This window comes from Salipiger thiooxidans, from assembly GCF_900102075.1.
Taxonomy (GTDB): domain Bacteria; phylum Pseudomonadota; class Alphaproteobacteria; order Rhodobacterales; family Rhodobacteraceae; genus Salipiger; species Salipiger thiooxidans.
In genome coordinates this window covers 246,629-266,516 of sequence record NZ_FNAV01000009.1, presented here as the reverse complement: position 1 = coordinate 266,516, position 19,888 = coordinate 246,629, and the positions used below count along the sequence as shown (strand labels likewise).

Genomic DNA, 19,888 nt, shown 5'->3' with positions numbered 1-19,888 from the left:
CCTTTCGTAATCCTCCGATCCGCACTCTGTCAGATCGGATAGTGCAGGTCACCATCCTGCGTGGTGATCCAGAGCAACTCGTTGAACTCCGCGATCCCCCGGCTGCCGCCGGCGCTGACCGGGGCGACGCGGGACCATTCGGGAAAGGCCATGGTGGCATCGACCGCGCGGATCGCGTCGGCCTTGCTGGCGGCGACAGCGCGGGCCGCGGTCTCGTCGGTCACCGTAGGGGCGCGGCCCAACGTGGCCACGGGCGGCGGGGGGCAGGGCGTCACCCGGCTCGCGGGGGGGGCACCGGCGTCACCACTGGCAGGTGGCGGATTGCGCCGAGGCGCTGGGGGGGACCCGGGACCGGCTCGCGGGGGCGGTGCGCCGCGCGACCGGTCGCTCACCGCAGGTCTGGCTGAACGAGGCGCTGCACCGTAAGGCGCTAGAACTGCTCGAGATTTCGGGGCTGCAGGTGGCACCGACGGCAATTCGGCTCGGGGTCTCGGGCCCGGCCTGTTTCAAGCCGCTTCTTCAAGCGCTTGGATGGCGTGCCGCCCAGCCGCTTCCAGCGCCGCGCAGCCAGCCCGCCACTCCTACGCGGCTTGGCCCTGAGCGCGGCTCAGGTCTCGGGGATGCCCTTGCCGAGGCCGAGCCGCTTCTGAGCGGCGATGCGGAAGGGCGCGTTGGGCCCGCCGAAGCCCTTGTAGCCCGGTCCGCGCTGGATGATCTCGAAGAACAGCCCGCCAGCGAAGGCGCGGGAATAGACCTGGAAGAACTCGGCTTCGCCCTCGCGGTCGTAGAGGATGTTGCCCGCCTTCAGCTTGTCGAGCAGCCCCTCGGGCATGTCGAAGCGGGCGGCGAGATCGTCGTAGTAGTTGGCCGGGATCGGCAGCGGCGCAAAGCCCGCGGCCATGAGCGTCGTGACCGTCGCGAAGATGTCCTCGGTCGAGAGCGCGATGTGCTGCACCGAGGCGCCGAAGGTCGAGGCGAGGAAGCGCCCGGCGAGCGTCCGGTGGGTCTCGGCGCCGTTGAGCGTGATCTTCAGCCGCCCGCCCGAGCTTTCGACCGCCTGGCTGCGCACCAGACCGTCCGGGTCGATCACGTCGACCATCGGTGTCTTCTCCATTCCGAAGAGCGTGGTGTAGAAGAGCGTCCAGCTCAGCATGTCCTCGTAGGACATGGTCTGCGCGATATGGTCCACATGGGTGATGCCCGCCTGAGCGGGGCGGGCGTCGCCGACCGGGGCGAATTCCACGTCCCATACGTCGCCCAGCCCCGAGTCCGCGTCGATGAAATGCAGCACCGATCCGCCCAGTCCGCGGATCGCGGGGATCGCCATCTCGCCCGGCCCCGTGGGCTGCGAGAAGGTGGGCGAGCCCAGCGCATTGGCGCGCAGCACCGTGTCCCGGGCCGAGCCTACCTGCAGGCCGATGTCGCAGACCGCGAGACCGCGGGTGTTCCAGACATGGGCGGCGTGGCCCTCGGTCTCGGAGTTGATCACCAGCCGCACGTCGCCCTGCTGCCAGAGCGAGACCTGCTTGTTGCGGTGCCGCGCGATGTTGGCGAAGCCCAGTGTCGACAGGAAGGCCGAAAGGCTCTCGACCTCGTCGCCCTGTGCGGTGAACTCGAGGAAGCTGATGTCCTGCGCCGCCACGCGGGGCGGGATCTGCGGCAGGTCGATGCTGGTCTCGGGCTCGGCCCGGCGGACGTCGTCCATCAGCGCCACCAGCGAGCGGTAACCGTCTTGCGCCGTGGCCTTGGCGTTGGAGCCGCGGAACTGGTCGTTGAAGATCTCGAGGCTGATGGGCCCGGCGTAGCCCGCCGCCATCACCGCCTGCATGAAGCGGCGGATCTCGAGATCGCCCTCGCCGGGCATGTTGCGGAAGTGGCGGGACCAGTAGAGCAGGTCCATCTCGATGGCGGGCGCATCGGCGAGCTGCACGAAGAAGATCTTGTCGCCGGGAATGGCACGGATCGACTCCGGGTCGATCCTGCGGCCGAGCGTGTGGAAGCTGTCGAGGATCAGCCCGACGCTTCCGTGATCGGCGCGGCGCACGATCTCCCACGCGTCGCGGTGGTCGTTGATGTGGCGGCCCCAGGCCAGCGCCTCGTAACCGATGCGCAGGCCGCGGGCGCCGGCGATCTCGCCAAGCTCGGCCAGGTCGTCGGCGGCGCGCTGGATGCCGCCAAGCGCGCGCGGATGCACCGACGAGCAGATCAGGATGAGGTCGGTGCCCAGCTCCTGCATCACGTCGAACTTGCGCTTCGCCCGGTCGAAGGCCTTGGAACGCAGCGGCTCGGGCAGGCATTCGAAGTCGCGGAAGGGCTGGAACAGGGTGATGTCGAGCCCGTAGTCACGGATCATTCGCCCGACCTCGCGCGCGCCGCCATCATGGGCGATGAAATCCTGCTCGAAGATCTCGACCCCGTCGAACCCGGCGGCGGCAATGGCTTCGAGCTTTTCGGGCAGGGCGCCCGAGATCGAGACGGTGGCGATCGAGGTCTTCATGGGCGGAGCTTCCGGATTGGGGATGGACTTGCAGAGGCGGGGCGCCCGCGCAGGGGCGCCCCGCAGAGGTTCAGTAGCCAAGGACCCGCGGCAGCCAGATCACCGTCTGGGGCACGAAGGTCAGGATGATCAGGACCAGCACCTCGACGAGGAAGAACGGCATGATCGAGCGGATGAGCCGGGCCATGCCGACCTGCGCGACCCCCTCGGCCACGAAGAGGCAGAGGCCGAGCGGCGGGGTGATGAGGCCAATCATCAGGTTGAAGATCACGAGGATGCCGAAATGCGTCGGGTCCACCCCCATGCTCACCGCGATCGGGTGCAGGATGGGCACCAGCACCAGCATCGCCGCGATGCCCTCGAGGAAGAGCCCGACGAAGAGGAACAGCAGGATGGTGGCGAGCAGGAAGGCGGTCTTGCTGTCGACATTGGCCAGCACCCAGTCGGTGAGCATGTTGGGGATGCGGTTGTAGGTCAACAGCCAGTTCGCCGCCGCCACTGCCGCGATGATGATCAGGATTACCGCGCTGTCGCGCATGGCGCTGGCGAAGAGGCCGGGCAGGGCGGTGAGCCTGATCTTGCGGTACACGAAGAGCCCGAGGATCAGCGCATAGGCCACGGCGAAGCTCGCCGCCTCGGTGGGCGTGACGATGCCGAGCAGGATCGAGCCCACCACCAGCACCGGCATCAGCAGCGGCAGGATGCCCTGCAGCAGCGCCTCGGTGCTGGACGGCCCATCAAGGTCGGCGCTCTGGTCGCCGTGGTCGACTTTGACCGTCAGCATGACATAGGCCGAGAGGAAGACCGCCAGCAGGATGCCGGGCACGACGCCCGCGAGGAACAGCGCAGGCACCGAAACGCCCGACACGATGAGCGCGTAGATGATGACCGGGATCGACGGCGGGATGATCGGGCCGATCACCGACGAGGCGGCGGTCAGCGCGGCGGCGAAGCTGCGGTCGTAGCCGTGCTTTTCCATTTCGGGGATGAACACCCGGCCGATGGCCGAGGTGTCGGCGACCGCCGAGCCCGAGAGACCCGCGAAGATCACCGAGGCCCAGATGTTCACCAGCGCGAGCCCCGCGCGCATCCGGCCCACCAGCACGTTGGCGAAGGCGATGATGCGGCCGGTGATGCCGCTCTCGTTCATCAGCTCGCCCGCCAGTACGAAGAGCGGGATGGCCAGCAGCGGAAACGAGTTCAGCCCCTTGAAGATCTCGGTGGGCACGATGCGCAGCGTGTAGGGCGCCTCGCCCGTGGCCATGAAGTAGAGCAGCGCCGCGACGATGGCGATTGCGATGGGAACGCCCGCCAGAAGACCGCCGATGAGGATGACGTAGACCATGGATCAGATCTCCTGCCGGGAGGACAGCCGCTGGACGAGGCGCAGAGCGGCGGCCACGGCAAGGATCGCCCCGCCGAAGGCCACGGCGTATTGCCAAGGGCCGACCTTTCCGAGCCACACCAGCCAGTCGAGGCCGGTGCTCGCGGCGAGCCCGTCGGCGGTGGCCTTGAGCCCCGAGCTGTCGACGTTGCCGCGGCGGGTGGCGAAGACGTGGCCGGCGTAGGCCAGCGCCGCGCCGGCCGCGATGGTGACCACGTCGGCAAGGCCGAAGAGCGCGTTGCGCACCCGCTCGGGCAGCATGTCGGTAATTACGGTGAAGCGGATGTGCTGGTCGTTGAGATAGGCCAGCGCCAGACCGAACATGACGCCGTAGATCGTCAGGTAGATCGGCAGCTCCTCACCCCATGCAACCGAGCGCCCGACCGTGTAGCGGCGCAGCGAGTTGACGAAGATGATGAGAAAGACAAGCGCCATGCTGAGGCCGGCTCCGAAGCCGAATACCCACTTGGCGGCACGGTTGATGCGATCCATCTGGACTCCTCTGCATTCTGAAGGCCGGGCCACGCGATGGGTGGCCCGGCCCGGCACTGCTCCGCGCTTACTGCGTAGCGTCGGTCACCGCCGCCTGCAGGCGGTCGATCCACTCGGCGTCATCCCCAAGCTCGCCGCGCAGATACTCGACCACCGCGGGCTGTGCCTTTTCGGCGAAGGCCGCGATCTCTTCGGAGGTCGGGGAAAAGACCTCCATGCCCTCGGCCTGGACCTTGCCCACGCCCTCGGCGGTGTTCCACTGCTGGATCGCGCGGCCCATGGTGCCGGCCACTCGGGCGGCCTTGGCGACCACCTCCTGCTGGGCGGGCTCGAGCATGTCGTAGAACTCGTCCGAGATCAGGATGAAGTCGGCAGCGTACACGTGCCCGTCGAGGGTCATGTATTTCTGCAGCTTGTGCAGCCCGTTGTTGTAGATCACGCCGACCGGGTTCTCCTGCCCGTCGACCACGCCGGTCGAAAGCGCGTTCGGGAGCTCGGTCCATGCGATCGGGGTCGGCTCACCGCCAAGGCCCTTGACCATCTCGACATAGAGCGGAATGGGCTGCACCCGGAACTTCAGGCCCGCCATGTCCTCAGGCTTGGTGATCGGGCGGGTGTTGTTGGTGAAGTTGCGGAAACCGGTCTCGCCGTAGGCCAGCGTGCGCAGGCCGGTCTGCTCGCGGCAGTGCTCGGAAAGCGCGTCGCCGAACTCGCCGTCCAGCACGTCCCAGGCGACGGTGGCCGAGGAGAAGGTGTAGGGGATGTCCAGCACCGAGGCGGCGGGGCAGATCTTGGACATGGCGCCCGAGACCAGCACGACCTGGGTCAGGTTGTCCTGCGCCTGCGCCACGAGCTCGTCCTCGTTGCCGAGCGCGCCCGCCGGGAAGATCTCGACGGTCATGTCCGACTCGCCCTCGACGATGTTCTTGAAGATCTGCGCCGCGGCGCCCTTCTTGGAGCCGGTCCAGTCGTCTGGGTCGACGTGAGCGACGCGGATGGTCTGGGCCGCTCCCGCGGTCGCGGCAAGGCTGCCGCAAAGCGCGGTGACGGCGAGCAGAGATTTGGTGATGGAACGCATGTTGTCCTCCCTTTGCGTTACGAGTTGCCCGCGGGGGCGGGCGAAGTCTAGTCGAAGACGTCGAAGGTCGCCTTCATCCGGTTCGGATCGGCCGGGCGGCCGGTGAAGAGCTCGAAGGCGCGCACGGCCTGGTAGACGGCCATGCCCGAGCCCGGCAGCACCCGGCAGCCCCTGGCGCGCGCGGTGCTGATGAGCTGGGTCTCCAGCGGGAAATAAACGATGTCGGCAACCCACATGTCGGGCGCGATGAGATCCGCGTCGATGGCCATGCCGGGCAGCTTGGCCATCCCCATGGGGGTGGCGTTGACGATGCCGCAGGGCCGGTCGGCGGCGAAGAGCGCCGCCAGATCGGTGGTCGCGCGGGTCTTGCAGCCGGGGCGGTTGCCGGCGACGAGCGCGGCCAGCGCCTCGGCCCGGGCGGCGTCGGTGTCGAAGATCGTGAGCGCCTTCACCCCGCAATCGGCCAGCGCATGGGCCACCGCAACACCGGCACCACCGGCGCCGAGCAGCACCGCGTGGCGGGTATCCGCCCCCTCGAGCCCGCGGCGGAAGCTTTCGGCAAATCCCCAGAGATCGGTGTTGTGGCCGATGCGCTGCCCGTCGCGGAACACCACGGTGTTCACGGCGCCCACCGCGCGGGCGTTGTCGCTCAGCTCGTCGAGCAGGCCGATGACCTCGATCTTGAACGGGTAGGTGATGTTGAGCCCGTCGAAGCCCGCGGCTTCGGCCGCGTCCACCATGGCGGGCAGCGTCATCTCGGCGCGCTCCGGCGCGTCCATGTCGAGCTTCTTGTAGACCGTGAAGAGCCCCTGTGCGCGGGCCTCGGCCATCTGCATCAGGGGCGTGCGGGAAAGCTGGATGCCCCGGCCGATGAGACCGGCGAGCAGGCTGTCTTCCCGTGCGGATGCGATTTCCAAACCGGCCTCCTCCCCTTGGCGCTGTCTGATGGGATGCGACAATGAACCGTGCAGTTAATTTCGTCAAGACAATTGAACCAGCGGGTTAAAACTGTAGGATTGAGGTCAGAGGAGACCGGGGAACAGCCATGGAAAAAGCAAGCAAACCGCGGAGTTGGAAGCAGAACCCCGAGGCCGTGCGGTCGGACATCCTGCGCGTGGCGCGGGCCGAATTTGCGCGGCGAGGGCTGTCGGGGACGCGAATCGAGGACATCGCGGCGGGGACGAAGACCTCGAAGCGGATGATCTTCTACTACTTCGGCGACAAGCAATCGCTCTACGAGGCGGTGCTCGAGGACTGCTACTCCGAGGTCCGCGCGGGCGAGGCCGAGCTAGATCTCGAGGGGCTGCCGCCGGAGCAGGCGCTGCGCCGGCTGATCGAGTTCACCTTCGACCACCACCGCAGCAACCCCGAGTTCATCCGGCTCGTGATGATCGAGAACGTGCACGAGGCGCGGCACATGGAGAAGATGAAGCGCCTGCACGACCAGAACATGCGCGCGATCGGCGTGGTCGAGCGCATCTGCCAGGCCGGGCGCGAGTCCGGCGTATTCCGCGACGACGTCTCGGCGCTGGCGCTCCACTGGCAGATCTCGGCGCTCAGCGTGTTCAACGTGGCGAACCGGGCCACCTTCTCGACGAACTTCGGCACCACGCTCTTCGAGGAAGACGGGCAGGACCTGCTCCGCCGGACCGCGGTGCGCAGCATCCTGTGCTCGGTGCTGGCGCGGCCCGAAAGCTTCGATCCGACCTGAGCCCTCGGTTCCGGGCCTCAGAGCCCGAGCTGTTCCACCGCCGAGGCCACCGCGAGCCGGAAGATCTGGGCTGAGGGTGGCGCGGCCTCGTCGGGGCGGGCCATGAGCCCCACCGGCCCGTTCGAGATCGCGGTGTCGAAGGGCAGGCGGGCAAGCTGGCCGTCGGCGATTTCCTTCGCGACCACGCCTGCCGAGATGATCCACACCGCGTCCGAATTCGGCACGTAGCGCCGCCCGAAGGCGCCCGAAACGGTTTCGAGCCGCCGAGGCAGCGCACCGACCCCGTGCGCGATCAGAACCCTTTCCGCCAGCGCCCGGATCGCCGCGCCCTCGGGCGGGAAAATCACCGGCCAGTCGGCGATGCGTCGGATGTCGGGCTGCGCCAGCAGCGGGTGACCGGGACGCACGACGAAATCGAGATGCTCGTTGTAAAGCTGCGTGAATGAGATGTTCTGCATCGTGTCCGGCGCCCCCAGCCGGCCGATCACCAGGTCGATATGCCCGCGCCGCAGCAGGTCAATGAGATAGCCGTGCGGGCCGTCGATGATCCGCAGCGTCACGTCGGGCGCGCGCTCGAGGAACTCCTCGGTGACCAGCGGCATCAGCCGCGCCGCAACCGAGGGCAGCGAGCCCACGGTGAACGAGGTGCTGCCCTGTCGGCCGAGTTCCTCGACGCCGGCGATGCCCTGGCGCAGCGCGGCAAGGCTCATCTCGGCGAAATGCAGGAAAACCTCGCCCTGCGGCGTCAGCGCGATGCCGGCGCGGTTGCGGGTCAGCAGCGGGTGGCCGAGGATCTCTTCCAGCTCGCGCAACGTCTTCGAGATCGCGGGCTGGGTGACGAAGAGCTGCTCGGAGGCGCGCTTGAGGCTCTTCTGCCGCACGATCTCGACGAAGCTCTGGATATGCCGGAACTTGATGCGGGTATCGAGCACGGGATGCTTTCCATTCGGGTTAAGTATTCCGGCATATATCTCATTTTACTTGGGGCAATCAATATGTGTAACCTGTGACCGAGGCGGCCCACGCGGGCCGGGAGAAGACGGAGGCACCACGGCGCCTCCACGGCAAGGGGGGCAGTCATGCAGGTTCTCGAGGCAAACGGCATCGCGTTGCACTGGCGTGAGGACGGCGATCCCGCCGGGCGGCCGGTGGTCTTCGCCAACTCGCTCGGCACCGATCTGCGGCTCTGGGACGCGCTGCTGCCGCTGCTGCCGGAGGGGCTGCGCTTCATCCGCTTCGATCTGCGCGGCCACGGGCTCAGCGGCTGCCCCGAGGCGCCCTATGACATGGAAACACTGGTCTCGGACGCCGAGGCGCTGATCGATGCGCTGGCGCTTGAGGCGCCGGTCTTCGTCGGGCTCTCCATCGGCGGCATGATCGGGCAGGGGCTGGCGGCGCGCCGTCCCGGCCTGCTGCGCGGGCTGGTGCTGTCGAACACCGCCGCCAAGATGGGCGAGGCCGGGATGTGGCAGACCCGGATGCAGGCGATCCGCGACGGAGGCCTCGCAAGCATCGCCGACGCGGTGATGGAGCGCTGGTTCGCGCCCGCCTTCCGTGCATCCGACGAACTTCCGGCCTGGCGCAACATGATGATCCGCACCCCGCAGGAGGGCTATCTCGGCTGCTGCGCCGCCATCGCGGGCACCGACCTCGCGGCCTCGACCGCCGGGCTCGGCCTGCCGGTCCTGGGCATCGCGGGGGCCGATGACGGCGCCAGCCCGCCGGAGTTGGTCAAGGGCACCATCGACCTGATCGCGGGCGCGCGGCTCGAGGTGATCGAGGCGGCGGGTCATCTGCCTTGTGTAGAAAAGCCAGATGCTTACGCGACCATCCTCACGCAATTTCTGAAGGAGATCGGCCATGCCTGATCGTTTCGACACCGGCATGGCGGTGCGCCGCAGCGTCCTGGGCGATGCCCATGTGGACCGCGCCGAAGCCGCCAAGACCGAATACGACCTGCCGTTCCAGACCCTCATCACCGAGAGCGCCTGGGGCAATGTCTGGGCCTCGGATGCGATCCCGCGCCGCGAGCGCTCGATGCTGACGCTGGCGCTGCTCGCCGCGACCGGCAACTTCGAGGAAATTTCGATGCACGTGCGCGCGGCCACCCGGACCGGTGCCTCGCGCTCGGACATCATGGAGGCCTTCCAGCACGTGGCGATCTACGCCGGGGTGCCCAAGGCCAATCACGCCATCAAGCTCGCCAAGCAGGTCTGGTCCGAGCTGGACAAGGGAGAGGACGCATGAGCCAAGCAGAATTCTACCAGAGGGACCGCGAACGCCACCCGCCAGCGCTGACGCCGGACTACAAGACAAGCGTCGCAAGAAGCCCGCGCAATGCGCTGATTTCGCTTCAGCAATCGGTATCCGAGATCACCGGTCCGGTGTTCGGCCACAATGACATCGACCCGATCGACAACGACCTGATCCACAACTACGCCAAGGCCGGCGAAAGCGCCATCGGCGAGCGGATCATCGTGCACGGCCGGGTGCTGGACGAGAACGGCCGCCCGGTCGCGGGCACGCTGGTCGAGGCGTGGCAGGCCAACGCGGGCGGGCGCTACCGCCACAAGAAGGACACCTATCTCGCGCCCATCGACCCGAATTTCGGGGGCTGCGGCCGCACGATCACCGACGAGAACGGCTATTACTTCTTCCGCACCGTGAAGCCCGGCGCCTATCCCTGGCGCAACTGGGTGAACAACTGGCGCCCGGCGCATATCCACATGTCGATCTTTGGCACCAGTTTCTCGCAGCGGCTGATCACCCAGTGCTACTTCGAGGGCGACCCGCTGATCGCCAAGTGCCCCATCGTCAAGACGATCCCGACGCAGGACGGCATCGACAGCCTTGTCGCCGCGCTGGATCTGAACGCGACCATCCCGCTCGACTCCATCGCCTACAAGTTCGACATCGTGCTGCGCGGACGGCGCTCGACCCTGTTCGAGAACCGTCTCGAAGGCAACTGAGGCAAGGTCGGGGAAAGGATCAATTCCATGGCACAAAATCTTGATTACCTGAAGGAAACGCCTTCTCAGACCGCCGGTCCTTACGTCCATATCGGCCTTGCGCCGGGGGCCGCGGGCTTTGACATCTACCGCAGCGAACTGGGCTGGGACATCGCCGGTCCCAACGCCGCCGGAGAGCGCATCCGCGTCGAGGGCGTGGTCATCGACGGCACCGGCAACCCGGTGAAGGACGTGCTGATCGAGGCGTGGCAGGCCAATGCCTCGGGCGTCTACGCGCACCCCGAGTCCGAGTGCGACGTCGAGGACGGCTTCCGCGGCTGGGGCCGGGTCATCACCGATTTCGAGACCGGCGAATGGGGCTTCGACACCGTCAAGCCGGGTCCGGTGAAGGCCCGCCGCAAGCTCGGCACCGGCCCGCTGCACGAACCCGCCAATGCGGGTGGCGACTGGCTCGGCCGCGCCGACGAGGCGCATGAGGACATGGCGCCTCACATCAACCTCTGGATCGTCGCGCGCGGCATTAATATCGGGCTCAACACCCGGGTCTATTTCGACGACGAGGCCGAGGCCAACGCCAAGGACCCGGTGCTGAACCTCATCGAGTGGCAGAACCGCCGCCCGACGCTCATCGCCAAGCGCAGCGAGCGGGACGGCAAGGTGGTCTACCGCTTCGACATCCGCCTTCAGGGCGAGAACGAGACCGTGTTCTTCGATATCTGACGATCTCGCCCCATCCCGGTGCCGGGGTGGGGCCTTTCGGGAGGAGCTACCATGTCGAAACCCTGCATCATCTGCGTCGCGATCACCGGCTCTCTGCCGACCAAGAACAACAACCCGGCGGTTCCGATCACCATTTCGGAGCAGATCGAAAGCACGCAGGAGGCGTTCGAGGCCGGGGCCACCATCGCGCATTGTCACGTGCGTGACGACGAGGGCAAGCCGACCTCGGATCCCGAGCGCTTCGGGCGTCTGCTCGAGGGGCTGCGCCAGCATTGTCCCGGCATCATCGTGCAGCTCTCGACCGGCGGGCGCTCGGGGGCTGGGCAGGCGCGCGGCGGCATGTTGCCGCTGAAGCCCGACATGGCCTCGCTCTCGGTGGGCTCGAACAACTTCCCGACGCGGGTCTACGAGAACCCGCCCGACCTGGTCGACTGGCTGGCCTCGGAGATGATCGAATACGGCGTCAAGCCCGAGATCGAGGCCTTCGACCTGAGCCATATCCTCAGGGCGCACGCGATGTGGCAGGCGGGCCAGATCGCGGCGCGTCCCTACGTCCAGTTCGTCATGGGCGTGAAGAACGCCATGCCCGCCGACCGCGCGGTCTTCGACTACTACATCCACACGGTGAAGCGGCTCTTCGGCGAGGATGCGGCGTGGTGCGCGGCGGGGATCGGGCCCAACCAGATCGTCCTCAACGACTGGGCGATCTCGGCCGGCGGTCATGCCCGCACCGGGCTTGAGGACAATGTCCGGATCGACCGCGACACGCTGGCGCCATCGAACGCCGCGCTGGTGCGCCGCGCCGCCGAGCTTTGCGACCGCTACGAGCGTCCCGTCGCCGACTGGCGGACCGCACGCAGCATCCTCGGGCTGCCGCAGGCGGCCTGAGCCTTATCCTTCGCCCGCCGCGCGCTCGCCCGACACCCGCGCGCGATAGGCGCTTGGCGTCTCGCCCATGCGGGCGCGGAAACGGCGCGAGAAATAGGGCGGGTCGGCGTAGCCAAGACGGTAGCCGACCTCGGCCACCGGCAGCCGGGTGAAGGCGATGAGGCGGCAGGCCTCGGTCATCACCGCGGTCTCGAGATAGGCGGTGAGGCTCATCCCCGCGGCGCTGCGCACGATGCGGTTGAGGTGCCCGGTGGTGACATGCAGCGCCGAGGCGTAGTCGCGCGCGCTCCAGCCCTGTGCCAGACGCTCGGCGATCAGCGCGTCGAGCCGCTGCATCTGGCCACCGGCGTCGCGCGCCGCGCTCCGGCCGGCGCTGCCCTCATCGGCGAGGGTGGCCAACGCGGCGTGGGTCAGGGCCACCAGACGCTGCGCGCGAAACGTACCATGTGCCGCGTAGCAGCGCGCGATCTCCTGCAGCAACGCGCCCGCCGCGTCGCTGACCCGGCCGCGCTGTGGCGCGCCGAGCCAGTCCGCCAGCGCCGGCGTCTTGGGGCCGAGCCTCGAGACCACGGGAGAGGGCATCGACAGCACCATCCCCTCGGTCCCGCGGGTGAATTCGAACCCGTGCACGATCTGCGGCGGAACGAAGAGATAGCCCCCGGATTCAAGGCGCTCCGAGCCGCCATCCAGCGTCACCTTCGCGGCGCCCGAGACGATCTGGAAGATCTGCGCCATCTGCCCGTGGCGGTGCGGGGTGATCACCCAGTCATGCAGCCCGGCGCGGTCGAATACCGCCTCGCAATGGATCACGTCCGGAAAGGCCGTGGTTTCTCCGAAGAGGTTGAAGATGGGAATATGCGCCGTTTCGTGCATGCATGAATTGTACCATCCAATGTCGCCCTGGTCCATTCGTTCCGCGCCCGCGCAGAGCTAATCTGCAATGCGTAAACGGGAGGATTCGCGCATGACCACACTCACCACTCAGGTCGCCATCATCGGCGGCGGGCCGTCGGGGCTCTTGCTGTCGCAGCTGCTCAACCGGGCAGGGATCGAGACGGTGATCCTCGAACGCTCCACCCGCGCGCATGTGCTGTCGCGGATCCGCGCGGGCATCCTCGAGTGGGGGACGGTCGAGCTTCTGCAGGTGGCGGGTGTCGATGCGCGCATGCAGCGCGAGGGCATCCCGCACGACGGCTGCTACATGACCGACGACGAGCGCGTGGTGCACATCGACTTCCTCGAGCTCACCGGCAAGCGGGTCATGGTCTACGGCCAGACCGAAGTGACCGCCGATCTTTACGCCGCGCAGGATGCGATGGGCACCACCGTGCTGCACGAGGTGTCCGACGTCGAGATCCTCGATCTCGACCAGCCGCGCTCGGCGGTGGAGTTCACCCACGACGGCACCCGCAAGCGGCTGGAATGCCTCTATGTCGCGGGATGCGACGGCTTCCACGGGGTGTCGCGCAAGACCATCCCCGAGCACAAGCGGCAGGAGTTCGAGCGCGTCTATCCGTTTGGCTGGCTGGGTATCCTGTCGGAAACGCCGCCGGTGAACGACGAGCTGATCTATTCCAACTCGCGCCACGGCTTCGCGCTGGCCTCGATGCGCAACTCGAACCTCGTGCGCTACTACGTGCAGGTGCCGCTGACCGACAAGGTCGAGGACTGGTCGGACCAGCGTTTCTGGGACGAGTTCAGCCGCCGGATCCCCTCGGAGGCGGCGGGGCGGCTGATCACCGGGCCATCGATCGAGAAATCCATCGCGCCGCTGCGCAGCTTCGTCTCCGAGCCGCTGCGCTGGGGCAACCTGTTCCTCGTGGGCGACGCGGCCCACATCGTGCCGCCGACCGGGGCCAAGGGGCTGAACCTCGCGGCGTCGGACGTCTACTACCTGCACGACGCGCTGATCGAGGCACTTTCGGGGCGCGGAACGGCGGGGATCGACGCTTATTCCGAAAAGGCGCTGTCGCGGATCTGGAAGGCGATGCGGTTCAGCTGGCAGATGACGCTGATGCTGCACCGCTTCGACGACGAGGACGCCTTTGCCGCGCAGATGCGCCGGGCGACGCTGGACCACCTCGCGCATTCCGAAACCGCGCGCCGGGATCTGGCCGAGAACTACATCGGCCTGCCGTTCTGACCGACCCCGGCAAGGCGAATGAGGCCGCAGCGATCTGCGGCCTCGACCCTTTTCAGGCGCTCAGGCCGTTCCGATCCGGGTGATCTTGCCCACGAGCTCGATGCCCACGGCCAGCGAACGCGCCGTCGCCATCAGCATCTGCGGCAGCACCATCCATTCAAGGCTCCACGCCGCGCCCGAGCGTTCCTGCTCGTGGATCATCGCGTGGTGCATGGCGCTGACCTGCGTGGCGTTGAACCGCGCCAGCGTCACCAGCAGCTCGGCCGCGACGGGGTTCTGCTTGTGCGGCATCGCCGACGAGCCGCCGCCGCCCGAGAGCGCGATCTCGTCAATCCCCTGCTGCGCCATCAGCGCCACGTCCTGACCCATCTTGCCCAGCGTGCCGGTCACCAGCGACAGGAACGAGGCGTATTCGGCAATCGGCTCGCGCATCGCGTGCCAGCTGCGCCTGGCCGGGGCGAGGCCGAGGTCGAGGGCGACGCGTTCGACGACCTCGGTCTCCTTGTCGCCCAGCGCCTTGCGGTCGCCCGAGGCGCCGCCGATCTGCACCTTCTCGACAAGCCCACGCAGCACCGACAGCCGGTCGCGGTGGCCGGCGAGCGGCAGCATCCAGGTCAGCACCCTGTCGGAGACGGTGATCTCGGTCGCGGCCTGCATCCGCGTCCGGCCCATCAGCGGGGTGGCGCCGTGGCGCGCCTCGAGCGCACTCAGAGCGCGGGTCAGTTGCTCGATCCGCTCGATCAGGAGCTTCGAGGCCTCGGCCAGCGCCATCACCATCGCGGTATCGACCACGTCCTGCGAGGTCGCGCCCTTGTGCAGCGCCTCCGACGGGGCAACGGCGCGCAGCTGCGCCACGAAGCGGGGGATCGGCACGCCGTCCTGCGCCATGCCCTCGGCCAGGTCCGCCATGTCGATGCGCGCGGACTCGATGGCACGGGCGGCGGCCTCGGCCTTGTCGGGGTCGAAGATCCCGACGGCGCCGCAGGCGCGCGACCACGCGGCCTCGAAGGCCAGCATGTGGGCGATCTGGCGCTCGGCCGAAAGGATCTTTGCCATCTTGTGATCGGTGAACAGCCCCGACAGCCACGGGTGTTCGAAAACGCTACTGCTCATGCTGCTGCTCTCCCTGCTTTTGTACGGCACTTTCCCGGTCCTGGTTCTACAACATCGCCCCCGCGAGGACAGCGGTATCTGTTGTCATGGCCCGCGTGGTGATCGGTCGGAATTGACCGAAAGGGCAGTGTCGCGCTCAAATAATGTGCGTTCGGTCAATTTTTCTTGCGTCTGACGGTCTGCAGAGCCCATAGGAAGGCGCGGGCCGTCAACGGGGCTTTTCCCGCGCCGCCGCTCTTGCGACACTGCCGCAAAGCAAATCGCCGGCGCATCCGCGCTCGGCCACTTCGCGACTACGGAGGGTCTGACCCGTGAAGTTCGAACATATCGCCGGTGGGGAAACCCATGCCTTTGCCAGCCTGGCGCAGGTGATGGCCGCCGCGACACCGCTGCGCTCGGGGGACGAGCTCGCCGGCATTGCCGCCAGTTCCGAGGCGAACCGCGTCGCCGCCCGCTACGTGCTGGCCGACCTGCCGCTGACGCACTTCCTGAACGACGTGGTGGTGCCCTACGAGAGCGACGAGGTCACGCGGCTGATCATCGACAGCCACGACGCCGAGGCCTTTGCCCCGTTCCGCTCGATGACCGTGGGCGACCTGCGCAACTGGCTGCTCTCCGACGCCGCCGACGCGGTATCGTTGGCCAAGGCCGCGCGCGGCTTTACCCCCGAGATGATCGCCGCGGTCAGCAAGCTGATGCGGAACCAGGACCTCATCGCGGTGGCCGCCAAGACCGAGGTCATTACCCGCTTCCGGAGTACCGTGGGCCTCAAGGGGCGGCTGTCGACGCGGCTTCAGCCCAACCACCCCTCGGACGACCTGCGCGGCATCGCGGCGGCGATCCTCGACGGGCTGCTGCAGGGCTCGGGCGACGCGGTGATCGGGATCAACCCGGCCTCGGACAGCATCCAGAACTGCACCGACCTGCTCTGGGCCCTCGACGGGCTTCGGCAGGAGTTCGACATCCCCACCCAGAGCTGCGTGCTGACCCACGTCACCAACAGCATGGAGATCATGGAGAGCGGCGGCCCGGTCGATCTCGTGTTCCAGTCCATCGCGGGCACGCAGGCGGCGAACGAGGGCTTCGGCGTCACGCTCTCGATCCTCAAGGAGGCGCAAGAGGCGGCGCTTGGCCTCAAGCGGGGCACGGTGGGCACCGACTGCATGTATTTCGAGACCGGGCAGGGCGCGCCGCTCTCGGCCGACGCCCACCACGGCGTCGACCAGCAGACGCTCGAGGCGCGTGCCTACGCCGTCGCGCGCGCCTTCGATCCGTTCCTCGTGAACAGCGTCGTGGGCTTCATCGGGCCCGAGTATCTCTACAACGGCAAGCAGGTCATCCGCGCCGGGCTCGAGGACCATTTCTGCGGCAAGCTGCTCGGCCTGCCGATGGGCATGGACGTCTGCTACACCAACCACGTGGATGCCGATCAGGACGACATGGACACGCTGGCCTGCCTGCTGGGGGCCGCCGGCGTGAACTTCGTGATCTGTGTGCCGGGCTCGGACGACGTGATGCTGAGCTATCAGACCCTGTCCTTCGAGGACGGGCGCTGGATGCGCTCGATCTCCGGTGCGCGGCCCGCGCCCGAGTTCGAGGGCTGGCTCGCCAGGATGGGGCTCGAGCAGATGGGGCCGGACCGGGCGATCCCGGACATGAGCGCAATGATGAAACGGATGGGACTGGCCGCAGAATGAGCGAGATCGACAAGCACCCCGCCTTCAACGCCCTGCGCCGCCTGACGCCCGCGCGGCTGCGGCTCGACCCCGAGGGCGGCCCTGCCACCCTCGAGTCGGTGCTCGACTTCCAACTCAGCCACGCCAAGGCCCGCGACGCGATCTGGAAGCCCGTCGACTGGGAGGCCGTGGAGGCCGGCATCGGCGGCGCCGAGGTGATCCGCGTGCACAGCCGTGCCGAGGACCGCGGCGTCTACATCCGCCGTCCCGACCTTGGCCGGCGCCTGCGCGAGCGCGATGCAGACACTCTCCCCGAGGGGCCCTTCGACGCGGTCATCGTGCTCGCCGACGGGCTGTCGGCGGATGCGGTCAACACCAACTCGGCCGAGGTGATGACCGGGCTGGTCGGGGCCTTCTCGGACCTCAAGCTCGGCCCCATCGTGCTGGCCGAGCAGGGCCGCGTCGGCATCGGCGACGAGATTGGCGAGCGCATGGGCGCAAAGCTCGTGGTCATGGTGATCGGCGAGCGTCCGGGCCTGTCGCTGACCACCAGCCTCGGCGCCTATCTCACCATCAACCCCAGGGTCGGCACCCCCGACAGTTCGCGCAACTGCGTGTCGAACATTCACAATTCCGGCGGGCTCTCGGCCGAAAAGGCGGTGGCCAAGATCGACTGGCTGGTGCGCCACGCGCTCAAGCTCGGGGTGACGGGCGTGGGGCTCAAGGACAACTCGGACAAGATACTGATCGAGTGAGCCGCGCGCCGTGAGCCGGCTCGACGCCTACTGGTTCTGGTCCGGCCTGCCGACCGAGGCCGAGATGCGCGCGCAGCTCGCCGGGTTCCGCGCGCAGGGCTTTGGCACGATCTACATCCAGGCGCGGCTGTCGATGCCGCGCGCGCTCTACCTCTCGCCCGAGTACCTTGCCGCCTATGCGCAGGCGGTGCGGATCATGGCCGGGCTCGGACTGCGGGCGGGGCTCTACGACGACTACGCCTGGAGCAGCGGGCAGGCGGGCGGGCGCACCGTCGAAGGCGCCGACCACCTGCGCGAGACGCATCTCTTCTGGGCCGAGAGCACCGGGCGCGACGCGACCATCGCCGGTATCCGGGCGACGCTGGGTGCGAGCCTCGGCGCGGCGGTGCGCAACTGGATCCACGAGGACGGCGCGCCGCGGCTGGCGGACTGGGCGCCGGTGGCTGCCGTGCTCTGGTCCGCGGATGGAAGCGTGCGCGACGTGACCGACGCGGTGCGCATCGTGGCCGTCGGGGCCGACGGGATGACCGCGCGGCTGGACCACTCGCTGCCCGAGGGCGCCCGCTGGACACTCTTCGCCCGCGCCCGCATCGCCAACTCCCGCGTCATCAACTACCTGCTGCCCGAGGCCGGGGCGCGCTTCGTCGAGAAGGGGCTCGAGCCCTATGCCCGGGCGCTTGCGGGCCTGCTGCCCGATCCGGTGCACTGCCTGTTCTTCGACCAGCCCGCGCCGGTGCTCTACGACTGGGAGGGGCGCACGGGCAATCTCGGCAACAGCCTGCTCTGGAGCGACGGCTTCGCCGCGTCACTCGTGGCGCGGGGGCCTCTGGCGTTGCAACTTGCGGCGCTGCTGCGCGATCTGCCCGGAGCGCGTGCGACCCGCAGCCACGTCTATCGGACCTATACCGCGCTCTTCCAGCAAAGCTTCCTCGGCTCGCTCCGCGCTTTCTGCGACCGTAACGGGCTGGCGCTCACCGGGCACGAGATCCTGCCGCACGTGGCGAGTTTCGCGCTCAATGGCGGGTTCTCGAGCATCGACCCGCGGGCGGCGCTGGCGGCGGATTTCTTCGGCACCGACCGCTGGCGCGACGTGACGGCGGTGGACGCCAACAACCTCGACGCCCAGCTTGCCCCATTGCTCGGCGACAGCATCGCGCGGGCCAGCGGTCGCCGCGGCTGCTGGTGCGAGCTCTACGTGACCGCCTCCCGCTCCGAGACCCGCGCCGCGGGCCAGTGGGAGATGACGCCGCAGGCGCTGCGGGCGCAGCTCATCCGCTTGCACATGCTGGGCGCCAGCCGGGTGATCCTGCATGCACTCTTCGCGTCGGAGGGCGATGCCACGCCTTCGGCGCTCGACAACCTGCGGTTCGACTTCGCGCCCGGCTACAACCTGCAACCATGGTGGCCCGTGATGGGGGCGCTGGCCTCGGAGGCGGAGGCTCTGGCGGATTTCATCGAAGGCGCCGCGCCGCCCCCCCGCATCGCGCTGCTCTATCCCTACGAGACCGCGCTGACCGAGGGCCCGCGCCATGCCCATGCGCAGACCTTCGGCCGCTGGGCCGAGCGGCTGGTGGCGCTGGGGCACCCGCCGCTGGTGGTCGACGAGGACGGGCTGGCGGCGATGGACGGCGGGTGCCGGATCCACGGTGAAGATGTGGCGGCGCTGGTGCTGCCGGAGGTGACGGCTTTGCGGGACCCGGAGGTGCTGGCCCGCGCCGAGGCACTCGGCCTGCCTCTCTGGCGAGGGATGCCGGAGGAGCAGGACATCGGCGCCGCGCTCCCCGACCTGCCGCAGATCTCCGAACGCACCGGGCTGCGCAGCCTCGTGGCCGGGCGGGACGCGGAAGGCTGGTGGCGCGTGGCACTCTTCAACGAGGGCGACGCGCCACTCGAGGCCCAGCTGACCCTCGGCGCCGGGCTCGTCTGCGAGGCCGGTCCGCCCGAGCCGTCGCGCCGCCTGTCACTGGCGCTCGACCCGCAGGAGTTGCGTTTGCTTCGTTTGCGGCAGGCGGAGCCCGTCACGGACGTAGCGTGGCTGCCCAAGCCCGCGCTCGTCCCGGTCATGGAGCTGCGCGACGGCTGGACCCTTGCGACATCGGGCGCGGCCCGGGCGATCAGCGTGACGGAGGGCTGGCAGGCACAGGGCGATCCGGCGTTCTCCGGCGTCGGGCGCTATAGCTGTCGCTTCACGCTCACCGACCCCATGGCGCTGACGCTCGAGCTGCCGGGGCTTGCCTGTGCGGCCCATGTCAGGCTCGACGGCGCCGAGCACGGCGCCGTGTCCCACGCGCCGTTCCGCCTGCCGCTGGGCGAGGTCGCGGCGGGTCAACATCTGCTGGAGATCGAGGTGATGAACACCGGCGCCAACCGGTTTTACGCGGGCACGCCTTTTGCCGGGGACCTCTGGCCCGATGCCTCGGGGCTGACCCGACCGCCACGGCTCCTCCGCAAGGGCTGACCCA

General features: G+C 68.4%; 19 protein-coding genes. 10 read left to right on the top strand and 9 right to left on the bottom strand.

Features of this window, described 5'->3' with window-relative positions; translation table 11 throughout:
* Positions 1 to 29: 29 nt before the first annotated feature.
* From BLQ77_RS15475 to BLQ77_RS15450, 6 genes are all read right to left on the bottom strand, one after another.
* The gene (locus tag BLQ77_RS15475) at positions 30 to 224 is read right to left on the bottom strand and encodes a hypothetical protein (protein WP_131822021.1); all 195 of its coding nucleotides are present in this window, start codon (positions 222 to 224) and stop codon (positions 30 to 32) included.
* Positions 225 to 607: 383 nt separating this feature from the next.
* Positions 608 to 2,497: a bifunctional sugar phosphate isomerase/epimerase/4-hydroxyphenylpyruvate dioxygenase family protein gene (locus BLQ77_RS15470; protein ID WP_089960799.1), complete on the bottom strand. Its 1,890-nt coding sequence runs from the start codon at positions 2,495 to 2,497 to the stop codon at positions 608 to 610.
* Between the two features lie 70 nt (positions 2,498 to 2,567).
* Positions 2,568 to 3,842: a TRAP transporter large permease gene (locus tag BLQ77_RS15465; protein ID WP_008885686.1), complete on the bottom strand. Its 1,275-nt coding sequence runs from the start codon at positions 3,840 to 3,842 to the stop codon at positions 2,568 to 2,570.
* A 3-nt stretch (positions 3,843 to 3,845) separates the two neighbouring features.
* Positions 3,846 to 4,373 (bottom strand): TRAP transporter small permease, encoded by a 528-nt coding sequence (locus tag BLQ77_RS15460; protein ID WP_008883572.1) that lies wholly within the window; start codon positions 4,371 to 4,373, stop codon positions 3,846 to 3,848.
* Between the two features lie 67 nt (positions 4,374 to 4,440).
* On the bottom strand, positions 4,441 to 5,451 hold the full coding sequence (locus BLQ77_RS15455; RefSeq protein ID WP_089960797.1) for a DctP family TRAP transporter solute-binding subunit: 1,011 nt from the start codon (positions 5,449 to 5,451) through the stop codon (positions 4,441 to 4,443).
* 47 nt (positions 5,452 to 5,498) lie between these two features.
* Positions 5,499 to 6,368 (bottom strand): shikimate dehydrogenase, encoded by an 870-nt coding sequence (locus BLQ77_RS15450; protein ID WP_089960795.1) that lies wholly within the window; start codon positions 6,366 to 6,368, stop codon positions 5,499 to 5,501.
* A 128-nt stretch (positions 6,369 to 6,496) separates the two neighbouring features.
* On the opposite strand from BLQ77_RS15450, the gene BLQ77_RS15445 reads away from it, so the two are divergent.
* The gene (locus BLQ77_RS15445) at positions 6,497 to 7,162 is read left to right on the top strand and encodes a TetR/AcrR family transcriptional regulator (protein ID WP_008886097.1); all 666 of its coding nucleotides are present in this window, start codon (positions 6,497 to 6,499) and stop codon (positions 7,160 to 7,162) included.
* 17 nt (positions 7,163 to 7,179) lie between these two features.
* Here BLQ77_RS15445 and pcaQ read toward each other — a convergent pair whose 3' ends face one another.
* Entirely contained in the window at positions 7,180 to 8,094 is a 915-nt protein-coding gene (pcaQ, locus tag BLQ77_RS15440; RefSeq protein ID WP_089960793.1) for a pca operon transcription factor PcaQ, read from the bottom strand.
* A 147-nt stretch (positions 8,095 to 8,241) separates the two neighbouring features.
* Here pcaQ and pcaD point away from each other — a divergent pair, with 147 nt between their 5' ends.
* The 5 genes from pcaD to BLQ77_RS15415 are packed head-to-tail and all read left to right on the top strand — an operon-like array spanning position 8,242 to position 11,739.
* Complete coding sequence (gene pcaD / locus BLQ77_RS15435) at positions 8,242 to 9,030, top strand: 3-oxoadipate enol-lactonase (RefSeq protein ID WP_089960790.1); 789 nt, start codon at positions 8,242 to 8,244, stop codon at positions 9,028 to 9,030.
* A complete protein-coding gene (gene pcaC / locus BLQ77_RS15430; RefSeq protein ID WP_089960788.1) occupies positions 9,023 to 9,409 on the top strand; it encodes a 4-carboxymuconolactone decarboxylase in 387 nt (128 codons plus the stop codon). Before pcaD ends, pcaC begins: the two co-directional genes overlap by 8 nt.
* A complete protein-coding gene (gene pcaH / locus BLQ77_RS15425; RefSeq protein ID WP_008885168.1) occupies positions 9,406 to 10,131 on the top strand; it encodes a protocatechuate 3,4-dioxygenase subunit beta in 726 nt (241 codons plus the stop codon). The genes pcaC and pcaH overlap by 4 nt, the downstream gene beginning before the upstream one ends.
* Positions 10,132 to 10,158: 27 nt before the next feature.
* A complete protein-coding gene (locus tag BLQ77_RS15420; RefSeq protein ID WP_089960786.1) occupies positions 10,159 to 10,851 on the top strand; it encodes a protocatechuate 3,4-dioxygenase subunit alpha in 693 nt (230 codons plus the stop codon).
* 51 nt (positions 10,852 to 10,902) lie between these two features.
* Positions 10,903 to 11,739 carry a 3-oxoadipate:acetyl-CoA acetyltransferase gene (locus BLQ77_RS15415; RefSeq protein ID WP_089960783.1) on the top strand — a complete coding sequence of 279 codons (837 nt, stop codon included), beginning with the start codon at positions 10,903 to 10,905 and terminating at the stop codon, positions 11,737 to 11,739.
* 3 nt (positions 11,740 to 11,742) lie between these two features.
* Here BLQ77_RS15415 and BLQ77_RS15410 read toward each other — a convergent pair whose 3' ends face one another.
* Positions 11,743 to 12,612 (bottom strand): helix-turn-helix domain-containing protein, encoded by an 870-nt coding sequence (locus tag BLQ77_RS15410; protein ID WP_242661737.1) that lies wholly within the window; start codon positions 12,610 to 12,612, stop codon positions 11,743 to 11,745.
* A gap of 91 nt (positions 12,613 to 12,703) precedes the next feature.
* Here BLQ77_RS15410 and pobA point away from each other — a divergent pair, with 91 nt between their 5' ends.
* A complete protein-coding gene (gene pobA, locus BLQ77_RS15405; RefSeq protein ID WP_089960779.1) occupies positions 12,704 to 13,882 on the top strand; it encodes a 4-hydroxybenzoate 3-monooxygenase in 1,179 nt (392 codons plus the stop codon).
* Positions 13,883 to 13,942: 60 nt separating this feature from the next.
* On the opposite strand, the gene BLQ77_RS15400 is transcribed toward pobA, so the two are convergent.
* Positions 13,943 to 14,995: a 3-carboxy-cis,cis-muconate cycloisomerase gene (locus BLQ77_RS15400; protein WP_089960777.1), complete on the bottom strand. Its 1,053-nt coding sequence runs from the start codon at positions 14,993 to 14,995 to the stop codon at positions 13,943 to 13,945.
* Between the two features lie 311 nt (positions 14,996 to 15,306).
* On the opposite strand from BLQ77_RS15400, the gene BLQ77_RS15395 reads away from it, so the two are divergent.
* From BLQ77_RS15395 to BLQ77_RS15385, 3 genes are read left to right on the top strand one after another with little or no spacing between them, the layout of a single operon-like run.
* A complete protein-coding gene (locus BLQ77_RS15395; protein ID WP_089960774.1) occupies positions 15,307 to 16,692 on the top strand; it encodes an ethanolamine ammonia-lyase subunit EutB in 1,386 nt (461 codons plus the stop codon).
* The gene (gene eutC / locus BLQ77_RS15390; protein WP_089960771.1) at positions 16,689 to 17,426 is read left to right on the top strand and encodes an ethanolamine ammonia-lyase subunit EutC; all 738 of its coding nucleotides are present in this window, start codon (positions 16,689 to 16,691) and stop codon (positions 17,424 to 17,426) included. Before BLQ77_RS15395 ends, eutC begins: the two co-directional genes overlap by 4 nt.
* A gap of 10 nt (positions 17,427 to 17,436) precedes the next feature.
* Complete coding sequence (locus BLQ77_RS15385; RefSeq protein WP_089960769.1) at positions 17,437 to 19,884, top strand: hypothetical protein; 2,448 nt, start codon at positions 17,437 to 17,439, stop codon at positions 19,882 to 19,884.
* Positions 19,885 to 19,888 lie beyond the last annotated feature (4 nt).

Bases quoted from the DNA above. Each gene is read 5' to 3' on its own strand.
- BLQ77_RS15470 (WP_089960799.1), bottom strand. From the start codon at position 2,497: ATGAAGACCTCGATCGCCACCGTCTCGATCTCGGGCGCCCTGCCCGAA.
- BLQ77_RS15465 (WP_008885686.1), bottom strand. From the start codon at position 3,842: ATGGTCTACGTCATCCTCATCGGCGGTCTTCTGGCGGGCGTTCCCATC.
- BLQ77_RS15460 (WP_008883572.1), bottom strand. From the start codon at position 4,373: ATGGATCGCATCAACCGTGCCGCCAAGTGGGTATTCGGCTTCGGAGCC.
- BLQ77_RS15455 (WP_089960797.1), bottom strand. From the start codon at position 5,451: ATGCGTTCCATCACCAAATCTCTGCTCGCCGTCACCGCGCTTTGCGGC.
- BLQ77_RS15445 (WP_008886097.1), top strand. From the start codon at position 6,497: ATGGAAAAAGCAAGCAAACCGCGGAGTTGGAAGCAGAACCCCGAGGCC.
- pcaD (WP_089960790.1), top strand. From the start codon at position 8,242: ATGCAGGTTCTCGAGGCAAACGGCATCGCGTTGCACTGGCGTGAGGAC.
- pcaC (WP_089960788.1), top strand. From the start codon at position 9,023: ATGCCTGATCGTTTCGACACCGGCATGGCGGTGCGCCGCAGCGTCCTG.
- pcaH (WP_008885168.1), top strand. From the start codon at position 9,406: ATGAGCCAAGCAGAATTCTACCAGAGGGACCGCGAACGCCACCCGCCA.
- BLQ77_RS15420 (WP_089960786.1), top strand. From the start codon at position 10,159: ATGGCACAAAATCTTGATTACCTGAAGGAAACGCCTTCTCAGACCGCC.
- BLQ77_RS15415 (WP_089960783.1), top strand. From the start codon at position 10,903: ATGTCGAAACCCTGCATCATCTGCGTCGCGATCACCGGCTCTCTGCCG.
- BLQ77_RS15410 (WP_242661737.1), bottom strand. From the start codon at position 12,612: ATGCACGAAACGGCGCATATTCCCATCTTCAACCTCTTCGGAGAAACC.
- pobA (WP_089960779.1), top strand. From the start codon at position 12,704: ATGACCACACTCACCACTCAGGTCGCCATCATCGGCGGCGGGCCGTCG.
- BLQ77_RS15400 (WP_089960777.1), bottom strand. From the start codon at position 14,995: ATGAGCAGTAGCGTTTTCGAACACCCGTGGCTGTCGGGGCTGTTCACC.
- eutC (WP_089960771.1), top strand. From the start codon at position 16,689: ATGAGCGAGATCGACAAGCACCCCGCCTTCAACGCCCTGCGCCGCCTG.